9 protein-coding genes are annotated in these 12,448 nt (G+C 54.0%); 7 read left to right on the forward strand and 2 right to left on the reverse strand.

Features of this window, described 5'->3' with window-relative positions; all coding sequences use genetic code 11:
• Positions 1 to 23 precede the first annotated feature (23 nt).
• Genes OEZ10_09470 through OEZ10_09480 form a run of 3 tightly spaced genes read left to right on the forward strand, consistent with a single transcriptional unit; the run spans position 24 to position 4,204 of the window.
• Positions 24 to 2,033 carry a TonB-dependent receptor plug domain-containing protein gene (locus OEZ10_09470; protein ID MDH5633202.1) on the forward strand — a complete coding sequence of 670 codons (2,010 nt, stop codon included), beginning with the start codon at positions 24 to 26 and terminating at the stop codon, positions 2,031 to 2,033.
• Positions 2,034 to 2,069: 36 nt separating this feature from the next.
• The gene (locus tag OEZ10_09475; GenBank protein MDH5633203.1) at positions 2,070 to 3,053 is read left to right on the forward strand and encodes a hypothetical protein; all 984 of its coding nucleotides are present in this window, start codon (positions 2,070 to 2,072) and stop codon (positions 3,051 to 3,053) included.
• The gene (locus OEZ10_09480; GenBank protein ID MDH5633204.1) at positions 3,050 to 4,204 is read left to right on the forward strand and encodes a PAS domain-containing protein; all 1,155 of its coding nucleotides are present in this window, start codon (positions 3,050 to 3,052) and stop codon (positions 4,202 to 4,204) included. The genes OEZ10_09475 and OEZ10_09480 overlap by 4 nt, the downstream gene beginning before the upstream one ends.
• 27 nt (positions 4,205 to 4,231) lie before the next feature.
• Here the strand turns inward: OEZ10_09480 and uvrA are convergent, their stop codons facing one another.
• On the reverse strand, positions 4,232 to 7,081 hold the full coding sequence (gene uvrA / locus OEZ10_09485; protein ID MDH5633205.1) for an excinuclease ABC subunit UvrA: 2,850 nt from the start codon (positions 7,079 to 7,081) through the stop codon (positions 4,232 to 4,234).
• Positions 7,082 to 7,172: 91 nt separating this feature from the next.
• Here uvrA and OEZ10_09490 point away from each other — a divergent pair, with 91 nt between their 5' ends.
• From OEZ10_09490 to OEZ10_09505, 4 genes are all read left to right on the forward strand, one after another.
• A complete protein-coding gene (locus OEZ10_09490) occupies positions 7,173 to 8,543 on the forward strand; it encodes an MFS transporter (protein MDH5633206.1) in 1,371 nt (456 codons plus the stop codon).
• Positions 8,544 to 8,805: 262 nt separating this feature from the next.
• Positions 8,806 to 9,249 (forward strand): single-stranded DNA-binding protein, encoded by a 444-nt coding sequence (gene ssb / locus OEZ10_09495; GenBank protein ID MDH5633207.1) that lies wholly within the window; start codon positions 8,806 to 8,808, stop codon positions 9,247 to 9,249.
• 611 nt (positions 9,250 to 9,860) lie between these two features.
• Positions 9,861 to 10,829: a hypothetical protein gene (locus tag OEZ10_09500; protein ID MDH5633208.1), complete on the forward strand. Its 969-nt coding sequence runs from the start codon at positions 9,861 to 9,863 to the stop codon at positions 10,827 to 10,829.
• A 21-nt stretch (positions 10,830 to 10,850) separates the two neighbouring features.
• Entirely contained in the window at positions 10,851 to 11,537 is a 687-nt protein-coding gene (locus OEZ10_09505) for a DUF429 domain-containing protein (GenBank protein ID MDH5633209.1), read from the forward strand.
• A gap of 539 nt (positions 11,538 to 12,076) precedes the next feature.
• Here OEZ10_09505 and OEZ10_09510 read toward each other — a convergent pair.
• Positions 12,077 to 12,421 carry a histidine triad nucleotide-binding protein gene (locus tag OEZ10_09510; protein ID MDH5633210.1) on the reverse strand — a complete coding sequence of 115 codons (345 nt, stop codon included), beginning with the start codon at positions 12,419 to 12,421 and terminating at the stop codon, positions 12,077 to 12,079.
• Positions 12,422 to 12,448 lie beyond the last annotated feature (27 nt).

Here is a 12,448-nt window from a genome sequence, read left to right on the forward strand (position 1 = left end):
GGCGTACCTATAAGAGAGCAAAAATGAAAGTATTCGAGGTAAAGGGGTTTGGTTTGAGTGCCGTGGCAGTGCTCATTCTGGCGATGACTTCCGGTAGTGCGCAGGCGGCGCCAGGCGCGGCACTGGGCGCCGGCTATATGCTTACCGAGGAAGATTTTTATGGTGAGATTCCCAAGGTCATTTCAGCAGCACGTTTTGCCCAACCGATCAACGAGGCGCCTGCTGCAACAACGGTCATCGACAGAAGAATGATCGAGACCTCCGGTGCCCGCAACCTGGTTGATGTATTCAGGCTGGTACCGGGGTTTCTGGTGGGTTATTGGGCCGGTAACCAGCAGATGGTCATGTACCAGGGCCTGGGAGCGTATTATTCACGGCAGATCCAGGTGATGATCGATGGTCGGGCGATGTACATGCCGTCGCTGGGAGGTGCTCCATGGGCGGAATTGCCTCTGGTCTTGAGTGATATCAAGCGCATTGAAGTTACGCGCGGACCTAACGCGGTGAGTTACGGATCGAATTCTTTCTTCGCGGTGATCAACATCATTACCGAGAAAGCCGCTGATGCCAACGCCCTGAGGTTAAGCAGCCGACGCGGCAGCGGTAACGAAAGAGATTTCGAAATCAGCGAAGCCGTCAATACCGGAAAATTTGGTATCAAGGTGACTGCGTCGCGTCAGTACGATGAAGGCTTTGAAGTCTTCTATGATACGCGAGACATGACCAACCTTAATTTTCGCAGCGACTACCAGGAGCAGGATGGTGATCGCTGGAGCGTTTATCTCGGGCAAGCCGTGGCAACACAGGGCAGGGGCGACTTTGTCGCGACGGTAGACAATCCGCGTGACGCAAGAACCCGGGCAGATTACCAGCATCTGCGCTGGGAATCTGCGCCCGGCCGGTTTGGAGCCTGGGCTTTCCAGGCGTATCGTACTTACCATGGTCTGGAAGACGCCTATACCACCAACCCCTTGCCAGGTTTGCCAGCCGGTGTATTCCTGGACCAGGGTTATGCATCCAGGCGTTACGATGTGGAGTTGCAGAATACCATGGTGCCGGTTGACTGGTTGACGGTTGCCTGGGGTGGAAGTCTGCGCCAGGATTATACCGATACCGATACCTACCTGGGCAAGAATAACCCGGAACAAATTGCCATCAACCGCGTTTTCTTCAACACCGAATGGCGTGTCGTTGATCCGTTGCTGGTGCATGTCGGTGTGATGCGCGAGGATCACGACTATACCGGTGTTGATTACCAGCCTCGCATCGCGCTGAGCTATACGCCGTTTGACGGGCACACTCTTCGCCTGAGTCGATCAAGAGCCACGCGTACGCCAACGGCATTTGAGGAAAAGGCAGACACGTTCTTCTGTCTCGAGCCAAGCTGTACTTTTTTTGACCGGGCCTACTATTCAGGCGGAAACCTGGAGCCGGAAAGAATAGATTCATTGGAGGCGGGCTATGTCGGCAAGCTTCTGCCTCGCACCATTTTTGATATCAGGCGGTATTACAACAAGGTTCGGGATATCATAACAGATCACAAGGTTGCAACCGTCGACGCAGTCGATAACTCCATGTATGAGTACGACAATATTCATAATATCGACATCCAGGGTACCGAGGTCCAGGTGACCTACAAGGATAACGGCGACCGGTTAATCCTGGCTTATGCCAGGAACCACGTCAGCGCGGATGGCTGGTACAACAATCATCGTATCGAGGAGAGTTTTCCGGAACAGATCGGCAGCGCCATGTGGGCCAAGCAGTTTTCCGATGGTTACAGTGTTGCCGCGACCTGGTCTTATACCGACAAGTTGCGCCATCGTGATGGTGATCGCGATCGTCAGACCGGTGAACTCTATGGACCGACGCGAAGACTGGATCTGCAGCTTGGAAAGTCTGTCAAGGCAGGCGGTTTGAATCTGAAGCTTGATGGTGGCGTGAAGAACGTGTTTGACGACTACGTGGAATACCGAAGTGAAAATATAATAGGTACAACGTACTATATTCGGCTTTCGGGTTCGTTTTACTAGCCCTGAAGTAACGTTGCAAGGATGGTGTAAATCAGGATGTTGGGAATATCCGCTGATTCAGGCAAGGCAATTATTGCCCGATACCGGGCAGGCGGCCTTGTTTGCCTGTTATTTGCTTTATTGCTGCCAGTCCATGCGCTGGCTGATTCCGGAAACAGAACCATACAGGTTGTTTTGAGTAAGTCCGGATCGGTTTACCAGGATTTTGCCACCCGCCTCGTTGCCAATATCGAATTGTCTGGCAGCCCGATCGTTGTTACCGTGGCCACCGATCCCGGGGCAGCATCGCCTGCTGTTCGACCATCGTTGTATATCCCTGTCGGTGTTCGCGCGCTGGAGGCGGTTGTACAGGATCGTGGCAATGTCCCGGTTATGGCGGCCCTGGTACCGCGCATTACATTTGAGGAATTGATCAAGAATTCCGACAAGGATTGTCGCAGCGGCAAGAGTTGCAGCGCGATGGTGCTGGATCAGCCTATTGAGCGTCAAATAAGGCTGGTCGAGGCTTTATTTGGCGACAGTGGTGCCATGGGTCTGTTGACGACCCAGCGCTCCGAGCAGCTGGCGCGCAAATACATGGATAGCGCCAGGCGGCACCGGATACTGGCGGAAAAAGAAATCATCGAAACTGCTGATGATCTTGTGCCCGGCCTTGAGAGGCTGCTGAAACGCAGCCGTTACCTGTTGGCCATACCTGATCCGGTAATATTCAATACAACCACCCTGAAACATATTCTGTTGACGACTTATCGCTATCGCCAGCCGGTGATCGCGTTTTCACCGGGCTATGTCAAGGCAGGCGCATTGGCGGCGGTCTATTCGACACCGGAAGATGTTGCGGACGATATCAGCGCCTGGATCAATGGCTGGTTGTCATCGGGGGTGAACGGCCTGCCGGCACCCATGTCGCCAACAAGCTTCAGTATCGAATACAACGACTGGGTGGCCAGATCCCTGGGCATCAATATTGACAGCAAATCCGTGTTACTGAAAAAGATCCGCGAAGGAAAATCCTCATGAAGGGCGGAATCCGGATAAAGCTGCAGCTGCTTTCGTTATTACCGGCATCACTGACCTTGTTGGTACTGCTGGTTCATTTTGGCTGGCAACAATACTCGTCCCTGGGCGACGCACTTCGTGAGCGTGGCAATGCCATTGCCCGGCAGCTGGCGCCGGCGTGTGAATACGGTGTTTTTTCCGGAAATCGGAAAATACTCCAGGGGCTTGCTGAAGCGGCCGGACGGGAAAAGGATGTGGCCCGGGTATTTGTATTTGACCGAAACGGTGACGTGCTGGCGTACGCGCCGATATCTCAGTCCATGCCGGACAGGTTATCGGATATCAGTGCGCCCCATGTGTACAAGGCAAGCATTCATGGTTCAGCGCTGGACGTGGACAGCGATGACATATACGGCATGGCGACGCATTCCAGGTCCGAGCGCAAGCTGATCGGTACCGTGCTTGTGCGCATGGATACCAGTCGAACCGATGGCGAACAGCGCTACGTGTTATTGCAAACGCTGGTGATATCCATAATAGGCCTGATTGCCATTGGCCTGCTGGCGCAACGAATGGCAGGGGACTTGTCCGTGCCGATCATGCGCCTGACCGAGTCAGTGGCTCGCATTGAATCCGGTGAACTGGGTCACCGTATCCAGGGTGACTTTGATGGCGAGCTGGGCGTGCTCGAACGGGCCATCAACCAGATGGCAAAAAGCATGCAAAGGTCCCGCGAGAAAGAACGGGAGAGTGCCGACGATGCATTGCATCTTGAGCGTATCCGCGCCCAGGCAGCGCTGGATGCCATCAGTGATGGCGTCATTACTACAGACAGTCATGGTCGTGTCGTGTACATGAACCCGGCAGCGCGCGCGGTGCTTGATTGTGATCCTGACGGTTACGAGGGTGTATCGCTGTACGACCTGTTTCATCTGAAAGCGCCGAATGGACAGGGCGGTGATGTGTACCCGCTGGAAGCTTGCCTGCAGCGGGGCATGAAAGTCGAAAGTAACGGCAGCCACCTGCTTGTTAACCAGAACGGCGACAAGCGCCTGGTTCGTGATACGGCGTCACCGTTGTTTGACCGTAATGGCAATGTCTCCGGCGCCGTGGTTGTGTTCCAGGATATATCCGAACTCAAGAAACTTGCCGAAGCAGCATTGATTAGCTGATCACAGTGCCCGGCGGTGACATGTCTCTCAGGCAGTGTGCTTGTGTTTCAGCTCCAGTATCGGCTTGAGAAAGCGTCCGGTATGTGACTCGGGAACATGGATAATGTCCCGTGGCGGGCCGGCAGCAATGATTTGTCCACCGCCATTACCGCCTTCCGGACCAAGATCAACCAGCCAGTCTGCAGTCTTGATGACATCAAGGTTATGTTCGATGACGACGACGGTATTGCCGTGGTCGCGCAAGGTGTGCAGTACTTCCAGCAGTTGCCGGATATCATGGAAATGCAGGCCGGTTGTCGGTTCATCAAGAATATAGAGTGTCTTGCCGGTATCACGCTTGGATAGTTCGCGTGACAGCTTGACCCGTTGCGCCTCACCGCCTGACAGGGTAGTCGCGCTTTGCCCAAGCGTGATATAGGAAAGTCCTACGGCCATCAGTGTATCGAGCTTGCGCTTGATCACCGGGATGGCGCTGAAAAATTCAGCTGCTTCTTCGACCGTCATGTTCAGCACATGGTGAATCGACTTGTCCTTGTACAGTACCTCGAGGGTTTCACGGTTATAACGCTTGCCCTTGCAGATATCACAGGGAACATAGATGTCCGGCAGGAAATGCATTTCCACTTTGATCAGGCCGTCACCCTGGCAGGCCTCACAACGGCCACCGCGAACATTGAACGAGAACCGGCCGGGATTGTAGCCGCGGGCACGCGCTTCCTGCGTGCCGGCAAACAGTTCCCGAATAGGTGTGAACAGCCCGGTATAGGTGGCCGGGTTGGATCGCGGTGTACGACCGATAGGGCTCTGGTCGATATCCACGACCTTGTCAAAGTGTTCCAGGCCATCAATGCCATCACACGGTGCCGGCTCCAGGTTGCTGCCGTAAAGGTGTTTGGCCACCGAGGCATACAGGGTGTCATTGATGAGCGTGGATTTGCCTGACCCGGAAACACCGGTGATGCAGGTGAACAGGCCTACCGGAACTTCGCAGGTGACATTTTTCAGGTTATTGCCGCGGGCACCACGTATGACCAGTTTGCGGCTGGCATCGTCCATGGTGGTGTTGGCAGGAACGGCAATGGCTTCGCGACCGCTGAGATAGGCGCCGGTCAGCGAACGCGGGTGTGCCAGTATGTCTGCCGGCGCACCCTGGGCGACGATCTCGCCACCATGAACACCGGCACCAGGGCCAATATCCAGCACGTGATCAGCGCAACGAATGGCATCTTCATCGTGCTCAACAACAATCACCGTGTTGCCGAGATCGCGCAGGTGTTTCAGCGTCTCCAGCAGTCTTTCGTTGTCACGTTGGTGCAAGCCAATCGAAGGTTCATCCAGGACATACATGACGCCAACCAGGCCGGCGCCAATCTGTGATGCCAGGCGAATACGCTGGGCTTCGCCACCGGAGAGGGTGTCGGCGGAACGTACCAGGCTGAGGTAATCGAGACCAACGTTTACCAGGAAGCCGAGACGGGCGCCGATTTCCTTGAGTATCTTTTCGGCAATGTCCGCGCGTTTGCCTTCAAAGCGGGCAGTGGTAACAAAGCCAAGCGCCTCCTTGATGGACATGCCCGAGATTTCATGCAGTGTGCGTTCATTGACAAACACGTTGCGCGCTTCGATACGGAGCCGGCTGCCATGACATGCCTTGCACGGCTGTGTGCTCATGTGCTTGGCCAGCTCTTCGCGCACGCCGGTGGAATCGGTATCGCGATAACGTCGCTCCATATTGGGAATGACGCCTTCAAAAGGCTGCTTGCGCTTGTAGCTGTTGCCGCGCTCACCGAAGTAGGTGAAGTTAATGAGTTCATCGCCGCTGCCGTGAAGAATAATGTCGCGAACCTTTTTTGGCAGCTCCTCGAACGGCGTTTCAATGTTGAACTTGTAATGCTTTGCCAGTGATTCCAGCATCTGGAAATAAAACGCGTTGCGACGATCCCAGCCCTTGATGGCGCCCATGGGCAGGCCAAGGCTGGCATCGGAGACTATGCGATCGGGATCAAAGAACTGGCGCACGCCGAGACCGTCACAATCCGGGCAGGCACCGGCCGGGTTATTGAACGAGAACAGTCGTGGCTCCAGTTCCGGTAATGAATAGCCGCAGTGCGGGCAGGCATAGCGCGCCGAAAACAGCAGTTCATTGGTGCTGCTGCCATCGTCAGCAAGCACGGCAACACGGGCAATGCCATCACCCAGTTCAAGCGCGGTCTCAAAGGATTCGGCCAGGCGTTGTTGCTGACCGTCGCGTACAACAATGCGGTCGACCACGGCTTCAATGGTGTGCTTGAAATTCTTTTTCAGCTCCGGCGTGTCATCAAGACCGGTAATAATGCCGTCGATGCGTGCGCGGACAAATCCCTGGGTGCGCAGGCCTTCCAGTATATGCAAGTGCTCACCCTTGCGATCCTGTACCAGTGGCGCCAGCAGCATCAGCTTGCTGCCTTCCGGTAACTCCATAACATGATCCACCATCTGGCTGACGGTTTGCGCTTCCAGGGTAATGGCGTGTTCCGGGCAGCGCGGCTCGCCGACGCGGGCAAACAGCAGGCGCAGGTAGTCATGAATTTCCGTAACCGTGCCCACGGTAGAGCGCGGATTATGTGACGTGGCTTTTTGTTCAATGGAAATCGCCGGGCTCAGGCCTTCGATCATGTCCACGTCCGGTTTTTCCATCTGGTCCAGGAATTGCCGGGCATAGGCCGACAACGATTCCACGTAGCGGCGCTGGCCTTCTGCGTACAGGGTGTCAAAGGCGAGCGAAGACTTGCCTGAGCCGGAAAGGCCGGTGATGACAATCAACTTGTCCCGCGGCAGGTCAACATCGATGTTTTTAAGGTTGTGGGTGCGCGCGCCGCGTATTCGCAAGGTATCCATGTCGTTTCCTGAACTGCAGTGAACCTGCTACTATAGCCGCCCGCGACTACCGGCGCAAAACCGGTGAAGTACCAATAATTCAGGGCCAATTATGCGACTACCCAGACAACCCATGAACCCGTTCGAGCGCCGGGCCGTAGCCGGTCTTGCCGGCATCTACGCCACGCGGATGCTGGGCCTTTTCCTGGTATTGCCAATCCTGGCCAACAGTACCCATAGCCTGCCGGGCTATTCCGGTTTCATGGTCGGGCTGGCGCTGGGTATTTACGGATTAACCCAGGCCGTGTTCCAGGTGCCTCTCGGCGTAGCATCGGATTACCTGGGCCGCAAGCCGGTGATTTTTGCCGGCCTGGTGATATTTGCCCTGGGCAGCGTGGTCGCCGCCATGGCCGATACCATGGAGGGCATTATTCTCGGCCGTGCCTTGCAGGGCATGGGCGCCATTGCCGCCGCCGTGCTGGCGTTGGCGGCAGACCTGACCCGCGACGAGCAACGCACCAAGGCCATGGCGACCATCGGCATTACCATCGGCGCATCGTTCATCGTGGCCATGCCGATGGGACCGCTGCTGTGGTCGGCTATCGGCCTGTCCGGCATCTTCTGGTTTATCGCCGCGCTGGCCGTGCTGGGCATGGTTGTTCTGGTATTTGTCATCCCGACACCCGTGCACACGCCACAGAAGCGTGAACTCAGCGTGGTGCGTCGGCAGTTTGTCGAAGTATTGCAGGACAAGAAGCTGTTGCGGCTCGATGCCGGTATATTCATTTTGCACAGCGTCATGACCGCCATGTTCGTGGTAGTGCCACTGGCGCTGGTGAAGTACGGCGAGCTGGCCGCCGATGATCACTGGCAGCTGTATGCGCCGGTCATGCTCCTGTCCATACTCGGCATGGTGCCGATGATTATTCTTGCCGAGCGCAGGCAAATGATGCGCAGCATGTTTGTCATTGCCGTGTTAATGCTGACCATTGCCCAGGCCATCCTGTACACGCGCCACCAGTCGCTGGCCGGCCTGGTCGCAGGCGTGTTCGTATTTTTTGTTGCCTTTAACTTTCTCGAGGCGTCACTGCCATCGTTGTTGTCGCGCATGGCACCTACTGCCGGGCGCGGCGCCGCCGTCGGTGTCTACAGCAGCTTCCAGTTCCTCGGCGCCTTTACCGGTGGCGTAATCGGTGGCTGGGTATTCAACCGCTACGGCATCGGATCGGTGTTCGTATTCTGCACCCTGGGGTTACTGGCCTGGTTTGTCATCGCCCTCGGCATGCCCAGGCTGGAACAACTGGTCACCCGTACCATCAAGGTGAATGTCGCCAACGAAGCCGCCGCCAGTGCCCTGGCCGAAGAACTGGCCCGGATCGCCGGCGTCCGTGAAGCCGTGGTCATACTTGAGCAGGCCACCGCCTATATTAAAGTAGACGAGAGTCGGCTGGACGAAGCCGCCCTGGCCCGGTACCAGGCCTAGATCGGCAGGTTGGCCCGGCGCGAAGCCGGGGCCGCAGCCCCCCGGCCTGCCTGGCAGCACGTTCAAAATCCGCCGTGCCTGGCCGGCCGTAGCCGGGCCGGCAATCCCTCCGGCTAACTACCTCAAATTACTTGGAAAATTCGCCGTTGTTGTCTTGCCCTGAAAAATCGGGCTAGACTGCACGCGTGCCGCGGAGGTGTTGAAAGTGCCGGATGGTCCGAAACTGAGTACTCCGCGATGAATCGATGAAAGGAGAAATACGATGGCACGTGGAATCAATAAAGTAATCCTGGTTGGCAATCTCGGCAAAGATCCCGAAGTTCGTTATTCCGCTGGTGGCGCTGCAATCGCCAACGTCTCGCTGGCAACCGCCGAATCCTGGAAAGACCGCAATACCGGTGAAAAGCAGGAACGCACCGAGTGGCACCGCGTGGTGTTTTTCGGCCGCCTCGCCGAAATCGCCGGCGAATACCTGAAAAAGGGCGCCCAGATTTACGTCGAAGGTCGCCTGCAAACCCGCAAGTGGCAGGACCAGCAGGGCCAGGACCGCTACACCACTGAAATCGTTGCCAATGAAATGCAGATGCTCGGCGGTCGTTCCGGCGCCGGTGATTTTTCAGCACCTGCCGGTAATGGCGGTGGTTACTCAGAGCCCGCGTCGGCACCGGCGGCCGCCGGTGATTTTGATGACGATATCCCGTTCTGAGTGGTTTGTTTTGGTTTGATGGAGGAGCCCCGCAATGCGGGGTTTTTCTTTTGTCCGTTCCGGGCAATGTCGACTGTTATTTCGACCGGGTTGTCATTTCGACCGAAGGGAGAAATCTTTCTTGATGTGGTCGGCTGCGCCGACAAGCCCTAAAAGCTATTACGCGCTACCCGCGCAGGGGTCCATTTCTTTTGCTCGTCCAAAAGAAATGGACGAAAGAAAACGACGCCCCGCTGTCCTTAACCGTCTTGGCCTGGTGGCGCGCCTTCACGACAAATCCGCTCAGAACTCGCCGGCCCGGCTTCGCCGGTCTCGGGCTCAAACATGCCGAGCGGATTTCGTTCCGGCCCGCGCCACCGCCAAGACAAGGACAGATGGGAGGAAACCCTCGAGCCCAGGTTTAGAACGGGTTTAATAGGAAAGAGCCTGTTCTTCAGACAAATGGCTGCCTATCTCGCAATCGCGAATACCCCTAAAACCGGTGTTCCAACTTATGAAACCAGTGTTATACTAATTATTAATGTACTAAAAGTGTCGTTAAATAGTATGCGGCATACTATATTGAAATAGGAAGCCGCTTCCTAATGTACTGTTAGCCTTCATGGGGGGTTATGAGTAAGCCTTTAATTTACATCGATCAAAATATCATCGGATTGCAGTTGCAGGGTATTATCAACCTGAGCAAGCGAGATGATGTAATTTGGGTTTACTCAAAGGAGCACTTTGCAGAGATTCGACGCTCTAATGAACCTGAGAAATATTTGAGTGTGCTCGATGCTATAGATGCAAAATTATTAGACATTGTTCTTGACGAAAATTGGAAGATTACTGGCGAAGCCAGGTTAATTGAGAACGGAACCCCATATGAACATTATGATAGTTACATTGAAGAAACCGGGGATGTAGATGTCGATGACACCATTTTCGACCCATTCCAGGTATGGGTTAACGGCGGTGGAGACGAAGGCCCATTAAAGGATCTCTCTGAAAAATTCGCACAGCAAATTTTAAAACTCACTTCTGACTTGCCTTTTGATACTACCGAAATGACCGACAAGGTTATGCATATAAAACCCGAATTTGATTCCATGGTCGATGAAATGATATCAAATGGGAATGATATTCATAAAACTAGGTCAGCTTTCGGAGATGAGAAAGGTGCTATCGGTAGTGTTTCAGGCGAGAAACAGATTGAGAAAATTTGGGAAATAATATCTCCAACGATGCAGGGGGCCGATATTAGTTGTGATCATTTTTTTGGTTTTGATCCTATCGAAAATCAAGGTTACGAAATTTGGCCAATTTATCTAGGAATAATTGGATGCAATTCGATGCTTGATATATTAGGTTTTCAAGCAGAGAAAAAATGCAGAAAACTTAACAAAATTCATAACGTAAGAAGTGATGCCGGTCATATAGCGATGGGGGCATATTGCTCAGCAATCATATCTGAGGATAAACGTTTAGTTAAAAGAGCAAAGGCCATCTATGAATATAAGAAAATAGGAACTTCTCCTATTCTGGTAACACGAGAGGCTAACAAGCCAATCCAGCCGACCGCTGACGCGTCGGCTGATTGAAGCGTGGTCCATAAAGAACCTATGAGCATCGCAATTGGAATTGATCCAGCTTCAGGAAAAGAAACATGCATCTGGCATGGGAACGATTTTACTTTTGTCAAAGCACAGAGTGTTCGCTCTACGCTTGCAGCCTTGGTCGATGAACATCCAAATTGCGTTATTGCCTGGGATGCCCCGATATCATTCGGGCGAAATTCATTTTCTGATCGCCAGGTAGATAAAGTCACTAGGGACTGGGTAAAAGAAAAAGTGGCACAAGGCAGGTTAGAGAAAAGCGCTGTTAATGCGTTGCCATTTTCGGGGCTATCACATTGGGTGATTTCCTGCGAAGCTCTTGGAAGTCCATTTGGCGAAAAACTCAATGGCCTTGTCTTATACCCAAGAAAGAAATTTAACGGCGAAAATGGAAGGCATCTGATCGAGGTTCATCCCGCAGTATCAATGGCCTGCTTATGGTTGGATAATGATGTTGAAGAAACTTTCCCGATCTATAAAAAGTCCAAAGAATCACGCAAAGTGATCGTGGATGGACTTTCCTTCCCGGAGGTATGCATAGAAAGCGATGACATACTTGATTCATATGTTGCCTATCTTATGGCGGAATCATTTGTGAATGGAAGCTCCATATCGGTTTGCGAGCCAGCGGAAGGAAGTTATGTGCTTCCAAAGGGGGCTGCTCTAGATGAGCTCAACAACAGAATAGGCTAACAAGGCAATGAAGTCGCCTTTCATGCGTTATCGGGGGCAGACCACGGTTTCCGATTACTAGTCATCTAAGTTGTGGTCTGAACCATCCTTAAGAACCCGAATTTTGTGTCGATCCGAACGAGAGCGAAGATCGGCAATGGCGCGATGTGTCTAGCGTAGTGGGTTCCGTTGCCGCGCTTTCTGCGCGGAATTCCAGGTAAAGTATACCTATTTCAAACCAGTCTTTGTTTAAACAGCTATACTGCCCCCAAATTCTTTCACCCTAAATCTGCGGCACGAACAAATACCCTCTCTGCCCCAGCACTGGGCAAGACACAATCATCCCGAAAGCAGATCAGCCTGTTTGAGCCCGAGCCGCGTTTTGCGCGGCCGGCGAGTTCTGATACTGCTTTATCGGGATGATGTGACGAAGGGCAGGGGGTTTTGGGGCGGCGGGGCGTCGTTTTCTTTCGCCTATTTCTTTTGGACGAGCAAAAGAAATAGGCTCGTCGTTTGGGGGCGAAACCCCATTAATGCGCTGCGAAGCAGCACGCTAAAACTCACCCCGGCGGCCAACTAAAGTTCCGCCCACCCAGCAGGTGCAGGTGGATATGGAATACGGTCTGGCCGGCGGCGGCGTTGCAGTTCATGGTGGTGCGAAAACCGGCTTCGGCGAAGCCCTGGTCCGCGGCGATGCGGCTGGCGGTGAGGTAGAGCTTGCCCATGAGTTCGGCGTGTTCGGGCTGCAGGTCGTTGAGGGTGGCGATGTGCTGTTTCGGGATCACCAGGATATGTGTTGGTGCCTGCGGATTGATGTCCCGGAATGCCAGGACGTCGTCGTCCTGGTAGACAATGTCGGGCGTGATCTCACCGCTGACGAATTTGCAGAACAGGCAGTCGCTCATGATTGTCCTCCGTAGTTTTTTTCTACT

This window comes from Gammaproteobacteria bacterium, assembly GCA_029880545.1.
GTDB lineage: Bacteria > Pseudomonadota > Gammaproteobacteria > Acidiferrobacterales > SZUA-150 > JAOUOD01.

Coding starts and splice junctions, on each gene's coding strand:
- OEZ10_09470 (MDH5633202.1), top strand. CDS start 24: ATGAAAGTATTCGAGGTAAAGGGGTTTGGTTTGAGTGCCGTGGCAGTG.
- OEZ10_09475 (MDH5633203.1), top strand. CDS start 2,070: ATGTTGGGAATATCCGCTGATTCAGGCAAGGCAATTATTGCCCGATAC.
- OEZ10_09480 (MDH5633204.1), top strand. CDS start 3,050: ATGAAGGGCGGAATCCGGATAAAGCTGCAGCTGCTTTCGTTATTACCG.
- uvrA (MDH5633205.1), bottom strand. CDS start 7,081: ATGGATACCTTGCGAATACGCGGCGCGCGCACCCACAACCTTAAAAAC.
- OEZ10_09490 (MDH5633206.1), top strand. CDS start 7,173: ATGCGACTACCCAGACAACCCATGAACCCGTTCGAGCGCCGGGCCGTA.
- ssb (MDH5633207.1), top strand. CDS start 8,806: ATGGCACGTGGAATCAATAAAGTAATCCTGGTTGGCAATCTCGGCAAA.
- OEZ10_09500 (MDH5633208.1), top strand. CDS start 9,861: ATGAGTAAGCCTTTAATTTACATCGATCAAAATATCATCGGATTGCAG.
- OEZ10_09505 (MDH5633209.1), top strand. CDS start 10,851: ATGAGCATCGCAATTGGAATTGATCCAGCTTCAGGAAAAGAAACATGC.
- OEZ10_09510 (MDH5633210.1), bottom strand. CDS start 12,421: ATGAGCGACTGCCTGTTCTGCAAATTCGTCAGCGGTGAGATCACGCCC.